The following is an 18,679-nucleotide window of genomic DNA, read 5'->3' as shown; positions in this document are numbered from 1 at the left end:
GTTACTCCTTTTTGGACTTTTTACTTACATTTGCTGATTTCACACGACGTTTAATCTTCCAAATACTTGCCCCTAATGCTGGCAAAGTAAAGGTCAACGTCTGAGGATAATCCTTCCACAAGCCTTCTTGAGACTGAACCGTTTGATTGTGCTCTTTCCACACACCTCCCCATTCTTCTAATTCCGTATTCCAAATTTCTTCATATATGGCTGCTACCGGAACACCAATGGTAAAGTCTTTGCGCTCTACCGGAGCCATATTAAAGACGCAAACTAACATATCTCCCTTGTCATTTTTCCGAATAAAGGAAAGCACACTTTGATCTGTATTATCCGCATCAATAATCTCTAAACCGTCCCAACTCAAGTCATTTTCCCATAAAACACGATTTTCTTTATAAAGCTGATTGAGCTGAGAAGTGAAATGCTGCATCTTGGCATTCATATCATCAGCCAAATCACGCCATTCCAAAGATTCTTCGCATTTCCACTCTAAGAATTGTCCCCATTCACTACCCATGAAAAGAAGCTTCTTCCCTGGGTGACACATTTGATATGTATAGAGATTTCGCAGACCAGCAAATTGATTGTAGCGGTCTCCCCACATCTTATGCATGAGGCTCTTCTTACCATGCACCACTTCGTCATGAGAGAATGGCAGTAAGAAATTTTCAGAGAAAGCATACATAAAACTAAAGGTTACTAGATTAAAATCATACTTGCGGTAAATTGGGTCTTCTTCGTAGAAGCGCAGAATGTCATTCATCCAGCCCATGTTCCACTTGTAGTCAAATCCAAGACCACCCATTTCTGCCATACCTGTAATCTTTGTATCACTCGTGCTTTCCTCTGCAATCATCATGACATCTGGATGAGCCAGTTTGATAACCGTGTTCAAGCGTTGAAGGAAGTAATAGCCTTCGTAGTTGCGATTGCCCCCGTCAATATTTGGTTGCCATGGACCACTATCATAATCTAGGTAGAGCATGTTGCTAACAGCATCCACGCGGATTCCGTCTAAATGATAAAAGTCAATCCAAAACTTGATACTAGAAATCAAGAAAGACTGCACTTCATTCTTTCCTAAGTCAAAATTGAGAGCGCCCCAGCCGTAATTATGGGCACGGTCATGATCCTGATATTCAAACGTAGGTGTACCGTCATAATAAGCCAAGGCATCATCATTGATAGTAAAATGACCCGGCACCCAGTCAACAATAACTCCGATATTATTGACATGACATTCTTCAACAAAATCACGAAACTCTTCAGGCGTTCCATACGTGTGCTCAAGTGCAAAATATCCCATTAGCTGATAACCCCAGCTCAATCCAAGTGGATGCGCCATTAGTGGCATGAATTCCACATGAGTATAATTCATTTTAACCAAATAAGGAATCAGTTCATCTTTTAATTGAGCAAATGAATACGGGCTACCATCCTCATTTTTCTTCCAGGAACCTGCATGAGCTTCGTAAATATTCACTGGACGTGAGAAAAATCCCCAACGTTTTCTGCGAGCTAACCATAGACCATCTTTCCATTTCTTTTCTGGAATCGTCCGAATTACTGCACCTGTACCAGGACGTTTTTCAAAATAAACTGCCAGCGGATCAATTTTCAAAATTTCTTGCCCGCTACTTCGTTTGATGTTGTATTTGTAAATGTCTCCTTCCTTAGGTAAATCCGTAAACACTTCCCATACGCCACCTTCATTACGTGCCATAGGGATTTGATTTTCATACCAGTCGGTAAAGTCTCCAATCAGATGCACACTCTGAGCATTCGGTGCCCATACACGAAATGTATAGCCACTTTGCCCATCTACTTCATCTTGATGAGCCCCCAAATAGTGCTGCAAATGGAAATTTTCACCTGTGGTAAAAGTTCTCAATGCTTCTTGTCTATCCATTTTTTCACCTCGTTTTGTAAGCGTTTTCTATGATTCTATTTTACTATTTTTCCTATTGCTTTTCAAGTAAATTTCCATTATTATTACAAAAAATTCTCAAAACCGAACATTTCTTCAAATAATGCCCACTATTAGCAAAAATAACTAGATTTTGTTAAAATTTTAAACTTTTCATTCCATTCCTACTAAATAGTCGATAAAAGAGTAAACTTTTTTAAATGAAAAACATCATAAAATCCCAATTATCTGCATAAACACTGGAGACACTGCACCTTATCAAGGATAAAACCAATTAAATTACTACTGATTTACTACGTATGAATGAGCTTTGGTACGACGATTTTCCTTGAAAGGTGAAGATTTAATAGATACCTCCAGCACAAATTGAATATTCATAAAGGTAGACACTTCAACAATGAGGTGTCTATTTTTGTATTTAATTTGAAAGGTCGTGATAATGATGGAAAGAAAAACTTTGGAAAGGAAATGTCGTTCTCCTACGAAAGATACGCTGAAAACATAAAAATCAATAGATCACAGAAAGGACGAAAAAATATGGAACTAAAATTTGTTATTCCCAACATGGAAAAGACTTTTGGAAACTTAGAATTTGCCGGTGAGGATAAAGTCATACAAAGAAGAATCAACGGACAGCTTACGGTCTTATCAAGAAGCTACAACCTCTATTCCGATGTGCAGAGAGCAGACGATATTATCGTGATACTTCCGGCAGAAGCAGGCGAAAAGAACTTTGCCTTTGAGGAAAAAGTAAAACTCATCCATCCCCGTATCAGAGCAGAGGGATATAAAATCGGCACACGAGGATTTACCAATTACATTCTGGAAGCCGACGACATGATAAAGGCATAGAAAGCGAGGAAAAGAAATGAGATTAGCAAACGGTATCGTCTTAGAAAAGGAAGCGACATTTGGAGAGTTGAAATTCTCCGCACTTCGCCGTGAGGTACGCATTCAAAAGGAAGATGGCACGCTTTCGGAAGAAATTAAGGAGCGTACCTATGACCTCAAATCCAAAGGACAGGGACGAATGATTCAGGTGAGCATTCCTGCAAGCGTTCCGCTGAAAGAATTTGACTATAACGCACATGTAGAGCTTATCAATCCGGTAGCCGATACGGTAGCGACCGCAACCTTTCAGGGAGCAGAGGTGGACTGGTATATCAAGGCAGATGATATTGTGCCGGCGAAGGATTCAGGAAATTTCAAGAGGGAAGCTCCTAAAAAAGAACCCATATCTGAAAAGTAAGGTAAAGAACGCAAATCGAAAGGAGAAACAGGCACATGAAACAGTGGCTTCTTTCCGGTAAACGGATTCGACCAAGCGATAAGGATTTGGTCTTTCATACAGCCGTATCAATATTCCTGCCGGTTTTTATTCTTGTTGTTGCCCTGTTTCATGCAAAGACAATCTCAGAGATAAACTGGCAGGATTTTCATTTACCAAAAGCAGGTGAAATCAATGTTCCCTATCTTTCCATAAGCTGTATTAGCTCCGGTGTTATCTGCCTGCTGCTTGTTTTGGTGATTAAACGCTATCGCTATGACTGGATAAAACAGCTCTATCATCGTCAGAAATTAGCCAGAATGATACTGGAAAACAAATGGTATGAAGCAAAGCAGGTAAAATCAGAGGGGATTTTTAAAGATTCTTCCAGCCGGACAAGAGAAAAGATAAGCTACTTCCCGAAAGTCTATTACCGCATGAAAAACGGTCTGATTCAGATACGTGTAGAAATTACGCTGGGCAAGTATCAGGAACAGCTCCTGCATTTGGAGAAAAAGCTGGAGAGCGGCTTATATTGTGAGCTGACCGAAAAGGAGCTGAAAGATTCCTATGTGGAATATACCCTGCTTTATGACATGATTGCCAATCGTATTTCCATTGACGAGGTACAGGCAAAAAGCGGAAAGCTACGCCTTATGAAAAATATATGGTGGGAATATGACAAGCTCCCTCATATGTTAATTGCCGGTGGTACAGGCGGCGGTAAAACCTATTTTATCCTGACACTGATTGAAGCCCTGCTCCGTACAAATGCAAAGCTGTATATCCTTGACCCGAAAAATGCCGATCTTGCCGACTTAGGCTCTGTTATGAAAGAGGTGTATTTTCAAAAGGAAGATATCCTTTCCTGCATTGACAGATTCTATGAAGAAATGGTGAAGCGAAGCCTCGCCATGAAAGAAATGGAAAACTATAAAACAGGCGAAAATTATTCCTACTTGGGGCTTCCGGCTCATTTCCTGATTTTTGATGAATATGTCGCTTTTATGGAAATGCTGGGAACAAAGGAGAATACTGCCGTCTTAAATAAATTAAAGCAGATTGTCATGTTAGGTCGTCAGGCAGGATTTTTCCTAATATTAGCCTGTCAAAGACCGGACGCAAAATACCTTGGCGACGGAATCCGTGACCAGTTTCATTTCAGAGTAGCTTTAGGTCGTATGTCTGAAATGGGATACGGCATGATGTTTGGAAGTGATGTGCAAAAGGATTTCTTCTCAAAACAAATCAAAGGGCATGGCTATGTTGATGTGGGAACAAGCGTCATATCTGAATTTTATACGCCCCTTGTTCCCAAAGGACATGATTTTTTAGAGGAGATACGGAAACTCACAGACGGCAGGCAGGACGCACAAAAGGCGTGCGAAGCGTAAGCCTTGCCGTGCGGACGGTTTGCCGGTTGGTGTGGCGGCAGCCACGCCAACCATTCAACCCCCCGTATCTAACAGGGGGGTACAAATCGACAAAAAACAATTTATTTATCATCTCTTATTCTTTACAGGACAAGGGATTATAGAAATTACGGCAGGTGTCAAGTGAGCTTTCAAAGTTGACATCTGCCTTTTTAGACAGGAGGGATTTTACTGGAGAAAGAAAATCATATCGAAAAGATAAAAGAAACACGATTGGCTTATGGTATTTCACAGAGCCGTCTGGCAACCGGAGCAGGTATTACAAGGCAGTATTTAAGTGATATTGAAACAGGGAAAGTCATACCGTCAAAGGAACTGGAACATGTACTCTTTGAAACCTTGGAACGGTTCAATCCTAACTCTCCGCTTGAGCTTATTTTTGACTATGTAAGGATTCGCTTTCCGACAACAGATGTCAGATATGTGGTAGAACAAATCCTGCGATTAAAGCTGTTCTATTTTCTTCATGAGGATTACGGCTTCTACTCCTATTCGGAGCATTACGCTTTAGGAGATATATTTGTTCTCTGTTCATCGGAGCTTAGTAAGGGTGTGCTGGTAGAACTAAAGGGACGTGGGTGCAGACAGTTTGAAGCCTATCTTCTGGCACAGGAGCGAAGCTGGTATGAATTTTTCATGGACGCCTTATCGGCTGGCGGTGTGATGAAGCGACTGGATTTAGCCATCAATGACAGAACCGGCATTTTGAATATTCCCATGCTTACCGAAAAATGCAGGAATGAGGAATGTATCTCCGTCTTTCGCAGTTTCAAAAGCTACCGAAGCGGTGAACTGGTACGCAAAGATGAAAAGGAATGTATGGGAAATACTCTCTATATTGGTTCTCTTCAAAGCGAAGTTTACTTTTGCATTTATGAAAAGGACTATGAGCAGTACAGGAAGAATCATATTCCCATCCGTGAAGCGGAAGTGAAAAACCGCTTTGAAATCCGTCTGAAAAATGAGCGTGCCTATTATGCCGTTCGTGACCTGCTTATCTTTGACAATCCGGAGCAGACCGCCTTTAAGATTATCAACCGCTATATCCGTTTTGTAGACAGGGATGATAACAGACCTCGCTGTGACTGGAAATTGAATGATGAATGGGCTTGGTTTATCGGCAATCACCGTGACCGCTTAAAACTCACGACAAAACCGGAACCCTATACCTATGAGCGAACGCTAAACTGGCTGGCTCGTCAGGTCGCTCCTACCTTAAAGGTGGCACTAAAGCTGGACGAAATCAATCAGACACAGACGGTAAATACTCTGCTTGCACATGCAAAGCTGACGGACAAGCATAAGCAGATTCTCAAACAACAGTCAGCAAATATCAAAAATGTCATTGTATGACACAAATTCATTTTTAACAGAGAGGAGAATATTTTTCAATGAACTTTGGACAAAATCTTTATAACTGGTTTTTATCGAACGCACAATCACTGGTGCTTTTAGCTATTGTTGTGATTGGCTTATATCTTGGCTTTAAGCGTGAATTTTCCAAACTTATCGGCTTTCTTATCATTGCGATTATTGCAGTAGGACTGGTATTCAACGCAGCCGGTGTCAAGGACATTTTACTGGAGCTGTTCAATAAAATTATTGGAGCTTAGAGAGGAGGAAAATGAATGGACGATATGCAGGTATATATTGCCAACCTCGGCAAATATAACGAGGGGGAACTCGTGGGAGCTTGGTTTAAGCTCCCCGTAGATTTTGAAGAAGTCAAAGAAAAAATCGGCTTGAATGATGAGTATGAGGAATACGCCATTCATGATTACGAGCTGCCCTTTGACATTGACGAATACACCTCCCTTGCAGAACTGAACCATCTTTATGAGCTGGTATGTGATCTGCCCGAAGAATTACAGTCAGAGCTTTCCGCCTTGCTTACGCACTTTCCCAGCATTGAAGAATTAAGCGAACATCAGGACGATATTATTCTGCATTCCGGCTGTGATGATATGGCAGATGTGGCACGCTACTACATTGAGGAAACGGGTATGCTTGGTGAAGTTCCGGCAAGTCTGCAAAACTATATTGATTATGAATCCTTTGGGCGTGACTTAGAGCTTTCAGGAACTTTTATCCATGCAAGCCGTGGGATTTTTGAAATTATCTACTGATGTCTGATGACACAGACAGATTGGTTTGACTTAAGGGGATAGTCCAAAAACTATCCCTTTTTATGAAAGGATAAAGAAATAAAAATGAAAAAAATACGAAGCTATACCAATATCTGGTCGGTGGAAAAGGTGCTTTACTCTATCAATGACTTTAAGCTGCCTTTCCCTATCACCTTTACGCAAATGACATGGTTTGTGGTGTCTGTATTTGCAGTCATACTTCTTGGGAATCTTCCGCCACTGTCTTTTATTGATGGGGCATTCCTGAAATATTTTGGAATCCCGGTCGTCCTGACTTGGTTTATGAGCCAGAAAACATTCGACGGAAAAAAGCCTTACGGATTTTTGAAGTCGGTAATTTCCTTTTGGTTCAGACCGAAGCTGACTTATGCAGGCAAAACCATACATTTAAGAAAAAACAATATGCAGGAAGCAATTACAGCAGTCAGGAGTGAATACGATGAAATATCCCATTAAATATATTGAAAACAATCTGGTCTGGAACAATGACGGGGAATGCTTTGCCTACTATGAACTTCTTCCCTATAACTATTCTTTTCTAAGCCCTGAGCAAAAATTACAGGTGCATGATTCTTTCAGACAGCTTATCGCACAAAACCGTAACGGGAAAATTCATGCTCTGCAAATCAGTACGGAATCCAGCATACGTTCCATTCAGGAAAATTCCAAAAAGGGAATCGTCGGGAAATTAAAAGAAGTTGCCGAAAAAAGAATTGATGAGCAGACAGAGGCTTTGATTTCCATGATTGGAGAAAATCAGGTCGATTACCGCTTTTATATCGGCTTTAAGCTCCTTTTTGGCGAACAGGATGTATCCGTCAGGGAATTTACAAAAGAAGCCAAAAATGCGGCTTTGGATTTTATCTATGATGTCAACCATAAGCTGATGGGCGATTTTGTCAGCATGAGCAATGATGAGATTTTACGCTATTCAAAGATGGAAAAGCTGCTCTCGAACAAGATTTCAAGAAGATTTAAAATCCGACCATTAAATAAAGATGATTTCGGTTATCTCATTGAACACATCTATGGACAGACCGGCACAGCCTATGAAGATTATACCTACCATCTTTCAAAGAAAAAGACGGATGGAGAAACACTGGTAAAATACTATGACCTGATTAAGCCGACCCGTTGCCTGATTGAAGAAAAGCAGCGATATTTGAAACTGGAACAGGAAGATAGAACCGTGTACGTTGCTTACTTTACGATTAACAGCGTTGTCGGAGAACTGGATTTCCCATCAAGTGAAATTTTCTACTATCAGCAACAGCAATTCACGTTTCCGATTGATACATCCATGAATGTAGAAATTGTAGCCAATAAAAAGGCTTTGGGGACAGTCAGAAATAAGAAAAAGGAACTGAAAGATTTGGATAACCACGCTTGGCAGAATGACAATGAAACCAGCACCAATGTCGCCGACGCTTTAGAAAGTGTCAGTGAGCTGGAAAGCAGTTTAGACCAGAGCAAGGAATCCATGTATAAGCTCTCCTATGTAGTGCGTGTATCCGCTAATGATATGGATGAGCTGAAACGACGTTGTGATGAGGTGAAGGATTTTTACGATGATTTAAGCGTAAAGCTGGTGCGACCGTTTGGCGACATGTTGGGCTTGCAGGGAGAATTTCTGCCAGCCAGCAAACGCTATATGAATGACTATATCCAGTATGTGACTTCGGATTTTCTTGCCGGACTTGGCTTTGGGGCAACACAAATGCTTGGGGAAAAAGACGGAATCTATGTCGGTTACAATCTGGATACGGGAAGAAATGTTTATCTGAAACCGGCTCTTGCTTCACAGGGAGTAAAAGGCTCTGTGACGAATGCCTTGGCTTCCGCTTTTGTCGGCTCTCTTGGCGGTGGAAAATCCTTTGCCAATAATCTGATTGTCTATTATGCGGTGCTTTTCGGGGCACAGGCTCTTATTGTTGACCCGAAAGCGGAACGTGGAAGTTGGAAAGAAACCCTGCCTGAAATCGCTCATGAAATAAATATTGTCAATCTGACCTCTGAAAAGAAAAACATGGGATTACTTGACCCTTATGTAATTATGAAAAATCCAAAGGATTCAGAATCTCTTGCGATTGATATATTGACCTTTTTGACAGGGATTTCTTCCCGTGATTCCGACCGTTTCCCCGTCCTTAGAAAAGCCATTCGTGCCGTAACAAACAGTGAAGTAAGGGGCTTATTAAAGGTTATTGAAGAATTGAGAATTGAGGGAACGGATACCGCCACAAGCATTGCAGAGCATATTGAAAGTTTTACCGACTATGATTTTGCTCATCTTCTCTTTAGTGACGGTGAGGTAAAACAGTCCATCAGCTTGGAAAAACAGCTAAACATCATACAGGTTGCCGATTTGGTGCTTCCGGACAAGGAAACCGATTTTGAAGAATATACTACTATGGAACTGCTGTCTGTGGCAATGCTCATTGTTATCAGCACCTTTGCATTGGATTTTATCCATACGGACAGAAGCATTTTCAAGATTGTGGACTTGGACGAAGCATGGAGCTTTTTACAGGTGGCGCAGGGCAAGACCCTATCCATGAAATTAGTGCGTGCCGGTCGTGCCATGAATGCCGGTGTCTATTTCGTGACACAAAATACGGACGACCTCTTAGATGAAAAGCTCAAAAATAATCTGGGGCTGAAATTTGCTTTCCGCTCCACGGACATCAATGAGATAAAAAAGACTTTGGCGTTCTTTGGGGTTGACCCCGAAGATGAGTACAACCAAAAGCGTCTGCGTAACTTGGAAAACGGGCAGTGTCTAATCAGTGATTTATATGGGCGTGTCGGCGTGATACAGTTTCACCCTGTGTTTGAGGAACTGCTCCATGCCTTTGATACCAGACCGCCGGTAAGAATTGAGGTGTAAGCATGAAACAGCAAAATATAGCAAAAGTAGTCAAGCGAATTGGGAAAGTCATACTGATAGCAGGTGCGATTCTTATTGCCACCTTAGTATTTCTGTCTGTGGTCGGAACCGTAGTACACGCCGCAGGACTGGTTGACGATACGGTCAATACTGCCAATGAATACAGCAAATATCCGCTGTCAAACTACCAGCTTGATTTTTATGTCGATAATTCTTGGGACTGGCTGCCGTGGAACTGGACAGATGGCATTGGAAAGCAGGTCATGTATGGACTTTATGCGATTACCAATTTCATCTGGACAATCAGTCTGTATATCTCAAACGCCACAGGTTACTTGGTAAAAGAAGCGTATTCCTTGGATTTCATTTCTTCCACGGCGAATGCCATCGGAAAAAACATGCAGACCTTAGCCGGTGTTACTTCATACGGTCTGTCATCAGAGGGCTTTTATGTCGGTTTTCTTTTGATTTTTATTCTGGTACTCGGTATCTATGTCAGCTATACAGGACTTATCAAAAGAGAAACGACAAAGGCGGTTCATGCGATTGTCAATTTCGTACTGGTATTTATCCTGTCCGCTTCCTTCATTGCCTATGCGCCGGATTACATTGCGAAAATCAATGATTTTTCGTCGGACATCAGCAATGCCAGCTTATCGCTTGGCACAAAAATCACCTTGCCGGATTCCGAAGCCAAAGGAAAAGACAGTGTGGATTTAATCCGGGACAGCCTGTTTTCCATACAGGTGAAACAGCCCTGGCTGCTGCTCCAGTACGGAACAACCGACATAGACAGTCTTGGCACCGACCGTGTGGAAAATCTTTTGTCCACAAGTCCCGATTCCAATAACGGTGAAGACAGGGAAAACATCATCAAAGAGGAAATTGAGGATAAAGATAATGCCAATATGACCATCACAAAGACAATCAGCAGGTTAGGAACGGTATTTTTCCTGTTCTTCTTTAATATTGGTATTTCCATCTTTGTCTTTCTTCTGACCGGCATTATGATTTTCTCACAGATACTCTTTATCATCTATGCCATGTTCCTGCCGGTCAGCTTCCTGCTCAGCATGCTGCCGACCTTTGAGGGCATGAGCAAAAGAGCCATTACAAAACTCTTTAATACCATCCTGACCCGTGCAGGCATTACATTGATTATTACTGTTGCCTTTAGCATTTCCACCATGCTTTACAGTCTGTCTGCCGGTTATCCGTTCTTTATGGTTGCTTTCTTGCAGATCGTGACCTTTGCAGGCATTTATTTTAAGCTTGGTGACTTGATGAGCCTGTTTTCTCTGCAAAGCAATGATTCACAAGGTGTCGGAAGCCGTATGATGAGAAGACCCCGTATGCTTATGCACGCACAAATGCACCGCCTACAAAGAACATTAGGTCGTTCCATGACTGCTTATGGAGTAGGTTCTGCGATTGCCGGAAAAAGAAATCAGAAAAGAGATGGCTTAACACATTCTCCGAAAACACAAGCCGACCATAGCCGACCACAAAGTGAGCATTCGGCTTCACTGGGAGCAAAGCTCGGACAAGGTGTCGGAACGATAGCCGATACAAAAGACACGATAGCAGCATCTGTCAATCAATTCAGGGAACAGGTCACTGACCTGCCGACAAACGCAAGATATGCCGTCTTTCAAGGTAAAAACAAAATCAGAGAAAATATGAATGATTTTACCGGCGGTATCACTCAGGCAAGAACATACAGAGCAGACAGACGCAATCAGGAGCAGGAAGCAAGACGACAGACGATTGCGGAACGCCGTTTGAGGATGGAAATGGCAAAATCAGAGAACAGCGTAGCTTCATCTGTCCATGAAAGACCGATAATTAGGCAGGAACGAACGGCTCAGAAACAAGAACCACAAAAAACGATAAGAGAATTTCAATCAGCAAATATACAGGAATGGTCTGTCCAGAGAGCAAGCCGATTAAAAGAAAATTCAACACCGCTTAAAGCGAAAAGACAAGCTCCTGTTATTTCAAGAACACAGACTGTAAACACAAAAAGCAGACCGTTACAAACCGCCAGAATAAAAAAAGACCAAGGTAAGCCGTCATGAAATTAAAACATCTTCTCATCGGCTTTTCCTGTTTTTTCGTAGTTGTATTCTCGCTACTTTTGTTTATCACAATTTTATCTTCTGATGAACAGGATGGCGGATTTGGGAACAGTCAATTTGGCGGTGCGACCGTTTCCATGGAGGTTCTGGCACACAAGCCTATGGTAGAAAAATACGCCAAGGAATATGGTGTGAGTGAATATGTAAATGTATTGCTTGCCATCATGCAGGTGGAATCCGGCGGTACGGCAAAAGATGTCATGCAGTCTTCGGAATCGCTGGGGCTTCCTCCGAACTCATTGGATACGGAAAGCTCTATCAAACAGGGCGTAAAGTATTTCAGTGAGCTTCTGGCAGGCAGTAAGCGTCTGGAAGTAGATTTCGATTGTGTCATACAGTCCTATAACTATGGCGGTGGATTTTTAGATTATGTCGCCCGTCATGGCAAAAAATACAGCTTTGAACTGGCGCAGAGCTTTGCAAAGGAGCATTCCGGCGGTGTAAAGGTGGACTACCCCAACTCTATTGCCATCTCTATGAACGGGGGCTGGCGATACAGCTATGGAAATATGTTTTATGTAGCTCTGGTTAAACAGTATCTTGTGACATCGCAGTTTGATGATGAAACCGCACAGGCAATTATGAATGAAGCGCTTAAATATGAGGGCTGGAAATATGTATTTGGCGGTTCTTCTCCCACTACCTCTTTTGACTGTTCGGGACTGGTGCAGTGGTGCTATGGGAAAGCCGGTATCTCTTTGCCAAGAACCGCACAGGCACAGTATGACGCTACCCAACACATCTCTCTATCCGAAGCCAAGGCTGGAGATTTGATATTCTTCCATTCTACTTACAATTCCGGAACATACATTACCCATGTCGGAATCTATGTCGGCAATAACCGTATGTACCATGCAGGCGACCCGATCGGTTATACCGACTTGACAAGCTCCTACTGGCAGCAGCATTTGGCAGGAGCAGGACGAATCAAACGATAAGAAAGGAATAAAATATGAAATTCATCAATCATAACAACAATAAAAAACAGCTTCCAAAAGAGAAGAAACCCCGTATTCATAAGATAAATCCTCGAAGAAAGATAGTGATTGCCCTGTGGATACTCTTAGCAGTCAGCTTCAGCTTTGCGGTATTTAAGCATTTTACGGCAATAGATACCCATACCATTCATGAAACGAAGGTCATCGAAAAAGAATATATGGATACGCATAATATAGAAAATTTTGTAGAGAAATTTGCGAAAGTCTATTACACATGGGAGCAAAACAGCACCTCGATTGACAACCGAACCAAAGCACTGAAAAACTATCTGACAGAGGAGCTTCAAGCTCTTAATAACGACACGGTACGAAAGGATATACCGGTGTCCTCCTCGCTTCAAAACTTTCAGATATGGAGCGTCAAAAATACTGGGAATCACACCTTTGATATGACCTACAGTGTAGAACAGCTTATTACAGAGGGAGAAAGCAAGAAAAACGTGCAGTCTGCTTATTCTGTCAGTGTCTATGTGGACAGTGCCGGAAACATGGTCATCATTAAGAATCCGACCATTACAAGCATACCGTCAAAGTCTTCCTATCAGCCTAAGATAATAGAAAATGACGGCACGGTGGATTCTGTTACTGCAAATGAAATCAATGACTTTTTAACCACCTTCTTCAAGCTCTACCCGACTGCCACGCAAAAGGAACTGTCCTACTATGTGACAGATGGAATCCTAAAACCGGTTGGAAAAGAGTATGTTTTTCAGGAGCTGGTCAATCCGATTTATAATCGTAAAGAAAATCAGGTTACAGTGTCTTTATCGGTTAAATATCTTGACCCACAGACCAAAGCAACGCAGGTATCACAGTTCAGTCTGACACTTGAAAAGAATGATGGGAATTGGAAGATTGTGAAGTAATCTAATCAAAGAAAATATTACCATTTCACTCTTTACCATCCGAAATTGACCAATCAGTCAAAATATGATATACTCTAATCAAGAGTACTGACTGATTGGTCAATTTAGTGAGGTGTCTAATGGTTACTAAGAATTTTGAAAAAATTTCAGATGAAAAAAAGGAGCAAATAATAACCAAGGGAATTGAAATTTTCTCAAAGTTTTCCTTTGTAGAAGCACGGACTGATTTAATCACTCATGAAGCTGGTATTTCTAAAGGTTTATTATTTTATTATTTTGGCAATAAAAAGAATTTTTACTTATACCTGTTTAAACATACAGTCGACCTATTGACACAAGATTTAGAATACGAAGGAACTTATGATAATTTTTATGAAATAATTTTTTATATGATGGATATGAAATATAATTTAATCACAAAATATCCAAATGAAACAAAATTTTTAAATATGGTTTCAAAGGAAACACACAAAGAAGTTAGTAAAGATATTAGAAATATTTTAAGCATATATCATAAAAAATCAAAAGAAAAATCAAGTAAGATTATTTTAAGTGCTGTTAAAAAATTGAAACTAAGACAAGACATAGATACTCAAAAAATTATAGAGAGTTTAAGTTTGTATATTGATGCAATTGTAATGAAATATCTACATTTGTATCAAGACAAGCCAATGGAGTTATTTGATAATTTTCATGAATTTAAAAAAGATGTTAAAGAATATCTTGATTTAATGATTTACGGAATTGTTATCGAGTAAAACATTCAAGAATTATAGTTAGGAGGAATGTTGAATGAACTATAAAAATCCATACGAAAAATTGTCTGGAAAACTAAATAATCGAAAACTGGTAAATGCTGGTTTTTCAGAAAAAACTTATGATACAGGGAGCGTTAAGCTGAACTATGTGGTTGGTCCTAAAAATGGACCGAGTTTATTATTGATTCCTGCTCAAATGGGTATGTGGGAAAGTTATAAGAAAGTACTTTTGCCACTATCAAAAATTTTCCAAGTATATGCCATAGATGTGAGAGGTCATGGAAAGTCTTCTTGGACACCGGGGCATTATTCATGGAAAATTATTGGTGAGGACATAAAAATATTTATAGAAAATGTAATAAAACAAAAAGTTATTATTAGCGGAAATTCATCAGGTGGCATTATCGCTCTTTGGTGTGCTGCTAATATTCCTGAATATATTTCCGGAATTATTCTTGAGGACGCACCCATTTTTTCTGCTGAAATGCCACGATTTAAAGAACAAGATAAATTCGTATATAACGGGCTAAAGCACCTTGTTAATCAAATCGGAAATATACCAGATAGAGATTTAGCAAATTATTTTCAAAATATGGAAGTACCAGCTTCTGATAAGAGAATCAAAAGAATTCCAAATTGGTTTGTTAGTTGGTTATCACGAAAGATAAAGAAGTTTCAGGATAAATACCCTGATAGTCCGGTTGAAATTGGCTTCCCAGATAGCTTACGTTTGCTAATTAAATCATTGTCTATGTTTGACCCGGATTTTGCCAGAGCCTTTGTAGATGGCAGGTTTTATGATGGTATTGACCATGCAGAAGCTTTTGAAAAAACCAAATGCCCCGTACTGCTTATTCAAGCCGATTGGAAACGCTACGAAAATTACGGACTTATAGGAGCATTTGATGATGATGACGCTCATCATGCTATTTCCTTGGCTCCGCAAATAATATATAAAAAAGTTTCCGCTAATCATGTTATTCATACTTTCAAGCCAAAAGAGTATATTAAACTATTATCAGAATTTAGAGAAATTGTATCTGATAATTCTATATGTAATGGTGAGTGATGACGATGTTGCTAACAGAATGGTTGTTATGTCCTATATGTAAAAGTAAAACGAGGATAAAACTACGAAAAGATACCGAATTAAGGAATTTTCCTCTTTACTGTCCTAAGTGTAAATTAGAAACTTTAGTTAGTATAAAAGAGTTTAAAACCACAATCATTAAAGAGCCGGACGCAAAGACGCAGAGCCGATGATGTAAGATATAAAATCTTATGTTATCGGCTATTTTTATTAGGAGAATTATCATGAAAAATATATACTACAAGCCGATTTTATACGGCATTTGCTTACAAACATAAAACACAGTTATCTATACAAAAGAATCCTCCGTGGTTTTTCACTTCCACAAATAATATAAGCAACACTGCATGGACACATAAACAGAGAACGGTCTGTTTGTGTGTTTTTTATTTATCCGAAATTTTTTTGACTGGTAATGCAACAAATCCCCCTTTCACGTCGGGACTAAGAGTGAAAGGAGGTAAAGGAGCAAGGCTCACTTCCTTTCAATCCAGAGAAAGGGGGTGAGAACATGAAACCGTCATCTTTTCAGACAACGATAGAAAACCAGTTTGACTACATCTGCAAGCAGGCTATGGAAGATGAACGAAAGGACTATTTCAAACAGCTTTCCAGACTGGCAAAACATGAAGTGTCCTTTTCGGAAATCGGCGATTATCTTGTCAGTCAGTTTGCCACAACAGACAGCTATGTAACGGACTTTCAGATTTTTATGCTGAACGGCATATCCATCAGCATTGAAAATGACCTGCTAAGCGAAGCACTGCGGAACTTGCCGAGCAACAAGCGTGAGATTCTGCTTCTGTTCTATTTTATGAATATGAGCGATTCGGAGATTGCAGACATGTTGAAAGTAAACCGTTCCACTGTTTACCGGCACAGAACCGGCGGACTTGCCATGATGAAGAAGTTTATGGAGGAATTTGAAGAATGAAGAAGAATTATCCTCTTGTTCCCTTTCCTCTCATTGTCAAAGCTGCTGACGGCAATTCAGAAGCAATCAATCAGATTATCCGGCACTATCGGGGATATATGACAAAACGCTCCCTGCGTCTGATGAAAGACGAATACGGAAACCAAAGCATGGTTGTTGATGAGGTTTTGCGTGGACGAATGGAAACAAGGCTGATTACAAAGATTCTGTCATTTGAAATCAAGTGACACACGCTCTCTTTTCGTGGAAGCGTGATGACGTTTCCACGCTTCCCGATTGGAGAGGCTTGTTATTCTGCAAAAGCATATATTCCCATATGTGTTTTTGCAGGCGAATAAGCCCCTATGTTCTTTGAAAACTGAATAAAGCGGTCAGATACGTTGCGATAAGAAACGAGCTGATGGACTGGTACGCCATGACCTGTCAGAAATGACAGTGAGCGATTGATACCGGAACTCCATAAGTCATCATCAGCAAGATGATTGCCATGACTTTTTTATCGACATAATGATACTCCCGTACAGTCACAGTCCGAGCGTTGAAGCACAGAGAACCTGTGTGAGCCGTCGCAGGCAATGAGTACGGCTGCATGAGAACCATGCAGGGGTGAGATTCCCGTGAGCCTTGCCAAGGCTGTCTGACTGCTTGTAAAGCCAAAAATTTGAAAGGAGGATTGATGACATGAATCAGGCTTATGTTCCTATCTGGGAACGCTACACGCTGACGATTGAAGAAGCTGCTAAATATTTCCGTATCGGTGAAAATAAGCTGCGTCGTTTAGCAGAAGAAAACAAGAATGCAGGCTGGCTGATTATGAACGGGAACAGGATTCAGATCAAGCGAAAGCAATTTGAAAAAGTGATAGATACATTAGATGTCATATAGGGTATAAGGGTCTTGAATAGATATGGTATAATCGTATCAAGTCGTATCAAGGCTCTTTCCATACAGGAAAGGAGCAGATACCATGTCAGAAAAAAGACGTGACCGTAAAGGTCGGATTTTGAGGACTGGAGAGAGCCAGAGAAAAGACGGAAGATACTTATACAAATATATAGATTCATTCGGAGAAACACAGTTTATCTACTCATGGAAGCTGGTATCTACGGACAGAGTACCGGCAGGCAAGCGGGATTGTATCGCACTGCGTGAAAAAATTGCAGAGATACAAAAAGATGTTCAAGATGGGATTGATGTTATCGGCAAGAAGATGACACTTTGCCAGCTTTACGCCAAGCAAAATGCTCAGCGTCCTAATGTAAAAGCAAACACAAAGACCGGACGTAAATATCTGATGGAAATTTTGAAGAACGATAAGCTGGGCGCAAGAAGCATAGACAGCATTAAACCGTCTGACGCTAAGGAATGGGCTATTAGAATGAGTGAAAACGGATTTGCCTATTCCACCATCAATAACTATAAGCGGTCACTGCGAGCTTCCTTTTACATTGCGATACAGGATGATTATGTAAGAAAGAATCCATTTGATTTTCAGCTTAATACCGTTATTGATGATGATACCGTTCCTAAAACGATATTGACACTGGAACAGGAAGCAAGACTGCTTGATTTCGCAAAGTCTGATACGGTCTATCACAAGAATTATGACGAAATTCTGATACTGTTAAAAACCGGACTTCGTATTTCAGAGCTATGCGGTATGACTGTTACAGATTTGGATTTTGAAAATCATCTTATCTTGGTTAATCATCAGCTACTAAGAAACACTGAGCTTGGGTATTACATTGAAACACCTAAAACCAAAAGCAGTGAGCGGCAAGTACCAATGGTTGAAGTTACATGTCAGGCATTGAAAAGAGTATTGGCAGTGCAAAACCAAAACGAATGTGTTGAGATTGATGGATATAGCAACTTTCTTTTTCTCAACAGAAATGGCTATCCTAAAACGGCATGTGATTTTAACAGCATACTAAGAAACCTCATTAAAAAGTACAACAAATGCCATGAGGAAAAATTGCCACATATCACACCGCATACACTTAGGCATACATTCTGCACCAACTGTGCCAATGCCGGTATGAATCCCAAAGCCCTGCAATATATTATGGGACACGCAAACATAACCATGACACTGAACTATTATGCACATGCGACCTGTAATTCGGCTATGGAGGAAATGAAACGCTTGGAAAAAGAACAACAAGCAAGATGTTTAGTCCTTTAAAAGAAATGAATTTACTACCCTTTTACCACTTTTAACAATCAATTCA

19 protein-coding genes are annotated in these 18,679 nt (G+C 40.5%); 18 read left to right on the top strand and 1 reads right to left on the bottom strand.

Annotated features, from left to right (window positions below):
* Position 1: 1 nt before the first annotated feature.
* Complete coding sequence (glgB, locus tag SanJ4206_RS03235; RefSeq protein ID WP_003028051.1) at positions 2-1,912, bottom strand: 1,4-alpha-glucan branching protein GlgB; 1,911 nt, start codon at positions 1,910-1,912, stop codon at positions 2-4.
* 555 nt (positions 1,913-2,467) lie between these two features.
* On the opposite strand from glgB, the gene SanJ4206_RS03230 reads away from it, so the two are divergent.
* The 18 genes from SanJ4206_RS03230 (at position 2,468) to SanJ4206_RS03145 (ending at position 18,633) form a co-directional block, all read left to right on the top strand.
* Positions 2,468-2,782 (top strand): YdcP family protein, encoded by a 315-nt coding sequence (locus SanJ4206_RS03230; protein WP_037593289.1) that lies wholly within the window; start codon positions 2,468-2,470, stop codon positions 2,780-2,782.
* Positions 2,783-2,798: 16 nt separating this feature from the next.
* The gene (locus SanJ4206_RS03225; RefSeq protein WP_006906982.1) at positions 2,799-3,179 is read left to right on the top strand and encodes a YdcP family protein; all 381 of its coding nucleotides are present in this window, start codon (positions 2,799-2,801) and stop codon (positions 3,177-3,179) included.
* A 35-nt stretch (positions 3,180-3,214) separates the two neighbouring features.
* Entirely contained in the window at positions 3,215-4,591 is a 1,377-nt protein-coding gene (locus tag SanJ4206_RS03220) for an FtsK/SpoIIIE domain-containing protein (RefSeq protein ID WP_022525061.1), read from the top strand.
* Between the two features lie 210 nt (positions 4,592-4,801).
* Positions 4,802-5,983 (top strand): MobT family relaxase, encoded by a 1,182-nt coding sequence (mobT, locus tag SanJ4206_RS03215; protein WP_418346449.1) that lies wholly within the window; start codon positions 4,802-4,804, stop codon positions 5,981-5,983.
* Positions 5,984-6,021: 38 nt separating this feature from the next.
* Positions 6,022-6,243: a hypothetical protein gene (locus tag SanJ4206_RS03210; RefSeq protein ID WP_006906978.1), complete on the top strand. Its 222-nt coding sequence runs from the start codon at positions 6,022-6,024 to the stop codon at positions 6,241-6,243.
* Between the two features lie 15 nt (positions 6,244-6,258).
* Positions 6,259-6,756, top strand: a complete 498-nt coding sequence (locus SanJ4206_RS03205; protein WP_006906977.1) for an antirestriction protein ArdA — start codon at positions 6,259-6,261, stop codon at positions 6,754-6,756.
* A gap of 84 nt (positions 6,757-6,840) precedes the next feature.
* Positions 6,841-7,233 (top strand): conjugal transfer protein, encoded by a 393-nt coding sequence (locus SanJ4206_RS03200; protein WP_006906976.1) that lies wholly within the window; start codon positions 6,841-6,843, stop codon positions 7,231-7,233.
* The gene (tcpF, locus tag SanJ4206_RS03195; RefSeq protein ID WP_006906975.1) at positions 7,217-9,664 is read left to right on the top strand and encodes a conjugal transfer ATPase TcpF; all 2,448 of its coding nucleotides are present in this window, start codon (positions 7,217-7,219) and stop codon (positions 9,662-9,664) included. Before SanJ4206_RS03200 ends, tcpF begins: the two co-directional genes overlap by 17 nt.
* Before the next feature lie 2 nt (positions 9,665-9,666).
* Positions 9,667-11,742: an FUSC family protein gene (locus SanJ4206_RS03190; protein ID WP_022525063.1), complete on the top strand. Its 2,076-nt coding sequence runs from the start codon at positions 9,667-9,669 to the stop codon at positions 11,740-11,742.
* Positions 11,739-12,740: a bifunctional lytic transglycosylase/C40 family peptidase gene (locus SanJ4206_RS03185; RefSeq protein WP_006906973.1), complete on the top strand. Its 1,002-nt coding sequence runs from the start codon at positions 11,739-11,741 to the stop codon at positions 12,738-12,740. The genes SanJ4206_RS03190 and SanJ4206_RS03185 overlap by 4 nt, the downstream gene beginning before the upstream one ends.
* Before the next feature lie 14 nt (positions 12,741-12,754).
* Positions 12,755-13,666, top strand: a complete 912-nt coding sequence (locus SanJ4206_RS03180) for a conjugal transfer protein (protein ID WP_006906972.1) — start codon at positions 12,755-12,757, stop codon at positions 13,664-13,666.
* A gap of 119 nt (positions 13,667-13,785) precedes the next feature.
* On the top strand, positions 13,786-14,424 hold the full coding sequence (locus tag SanJ4206_RS03175) for a TetR/AcrR family transcriptional regulator (RefSeq protein ID WP_006906971.1): 639 nt from the start codon (positions 13,786-13,788) through the stop codon (positions 14,422-14,424).
* Positions 14,425-14,458: 34 nt separating this feature from the next.
* A complete protein-coding gene (locus SanJ4206_RS03170; RefSeq protein WP_006906970.1) occupies positions 14,459-15,493 on the top strand; it encodes an alpha/beta fold hydrolase in 1,035 nt (344 codons plus the stop codon).
* Positions 15,490-15,687: a cysteine-rich KTR domain-containing protein gene (locus SanJ4206_RS03165; RefSeq protein ID WP_472547619.1), complete on the top strand. Its 198-nt coding sequence runs from the start codon at positions 15,490-15,492 to the stop codon at positions 15,685-15,687. Before SanJ4206_RS03170 ends, SanJ4206_RS03165 begins: the two co-directional genes overlap by 4 nt.
* Positions 15,688-16,025: 338 nt before the next feature.
* Positions 16,026-16,448 carry an RNA polymerase sigma factor gene (locus SanJ4206_RS03160; RefSeq protein WP_006906969.1) on the top strand — a complete coding sequence of 141 codons (423 nt, stop codon included), beginning with the start codon at positions 16,026-16,028 and terminating at the stop codon, positions 16,446-16,448.
* Positions 16,445-16,675, top strand: coding sequence for a helix-turn-helix domain-containing protein (locus SanJ4206_RS03155; RefSeq protein WP_006906968.1), 231 nt, complete (start codon positions 16,445-16,447; stop codon positions 16,673-16,675). The genes SanJ4206_RS03160 and SanJ4206_RS03155 overlap by 4 nt, the downstream gene beginning before the upstream one ends.
* 454 nt (positions 16,676-17,129) lie before the next feature.
* Positions 17,130-17,333: an excisionase gene (locus tag SanJ4206_RS03150; protein WP_006906967.1), complete on the top strand. Its 204-nt coding sequence runs from the start codon at positions 17,130-17,132 to the stop codon at positions 17,331-17,333.
* 82 nt (positions 17,334-17,415) lie between these two features.
* Positions 17,416-18,633, top strand: a complete 1,218-nt coding sequence (locus SanJ4206_RS03145; protein WP_006906966.1) for a site-specific integrase — start codon at positions 17,416-17,418, stop codon at positions 18,631-18,633.
* Positions 18,634-18,679: the final 46 nt, after the last annotated feature.

Origin of the sequence: Streptococcus anginosus (genome assembly GCF_001697145.1) — a bacterium.
GTDB classification, from domain to species: Bacteria; Bacillota; Bacilli; order Lactobacillales; family Streptococcaceae; genus Streptococcus; species Streptococcus hominis.
The sequence above is the reverse complement of the archived record's forward strand: the minus strand, read 5'-3'. Positions and strand labels throughout refer to the sequence as shown.

Bases quoted from the DNA above. Each gene is read 5' to 3' on its own strand.
- glgB (WP_003028051.1), bottom strand. From the start codon at position 1,912: ATGGATAGACAAGAAGCATTGAGAACTTTTACCACAGGTGAAAATTTC.
- SanJ4206_RS03230 (WP_037593289.1), top strand. From the start codon at position 2,468: ATGGAACTAAAATTTGTTATTCCCAACATGGAAAAGACTTTTGGAAAC.
- SanJ4206_RS03225 (WP_006906982.1), top strand. From the start codon at position 2,799: ATGAGATTAGCAAACGGTATCGTCTTAGAAAAGGAAGCGACATTTGGA.
- SanJ4206_RS03220 (WP_022525061.1), top strand. From the start codon at position 3,215: ATGAAACAGTGGCTTCTTTCCGGTAAACGGATTCGACCAAGCGATAAG.
- SanJ4206_RS03210 (WP_006906978.1), top strand. From the start codon at position 6,022: ATGAACTTTGGACAAAATCTTTATAACTGGTTTTTATCGAACGCACAA.
- SanJ4206_RS03205 (WP_006906977.1), top strand. From the start codon at position 6,259: ATGGACGATATGCAGGTATATATTGCCAACCTCGGCAAATATAACGAG.
- SanJ4206_RS03200 (WP_006906976.1), top strand. From the start codon at position 6,841: ATGAAAAAAATACGAAGCTATACCAATATCTGGTCGGTGGAAAAGGTG.
- tcpF (WP_006906975.1), top strand. From the start codon at position 7,217: ATGAAATATCCCATTAAATATATTGAAAACAATCTGGTCTGGAACAAT.
- SanJ4206_RS03190 (WP_022525063.1), top strand. From the start codon at position 9,667: ATGAAACAGCAAAATATAGCAAAAGTAGTCAAGCGAATTGGGAAAGTC.
- SanJ4206_RS03185 (WP_006906973.1), top strand. From the start codon at position 11,739: ATGAAATTAAAACATCTTCTCATCGGCTTTTCCTGTTTTTTCGTAGTT.
- SanJ4206_RS03180 (WP_006906972.1), top strand. From the start codon at position 12,755: ATGAAATTCATCAATCATAACAACAATAAAAAACAGCTTCCAAAAGAG.
- SanJ4206_RS03175 (WP_006906971.1), top strand. From the start codon at position 13,786: ATGGTTACTAAGAATTTTGAAAAAATTTCAGATGAAAAAAAGGAGCAA.
- SanJ4206_RS03170 (WP_006906970.1), top strand. From the start codon at position 14,459: ATGAACTATAAAAATCCATACGAAAAATTGTCTGGAAAACTAAATAAT.
- SanJ4206_RS03160 (WP_006906969.1), top strand. From the start codon at position 16,026: ATGAAACCGTCATCTTTTCAGACAACGATAGAAAACCAGTTTGACTAC.
- SanJ4206_RS03155 (WP_006906968.1), top strand. From the start codon at position 16,445: ATGAAGAAGAATTATCCTCTTGTTCCCTTTCCTCTCATTGTCAAAGCT.
- SanJ4206_RS03150 (WP_006906967.1), top strand. From the start codon at position 17,130: ATGAATCAGGCTTATGTTCCTATCTGGGAACGCTACACGCTGACGATT.
- SanJ4206_RS03145 (WP_006906966.1), top strand. From the start codon at position 17,416: ATGTCAGAAAAAAGACGTGACCGTAAAGGTCGGATTTTGAGGACTGGA.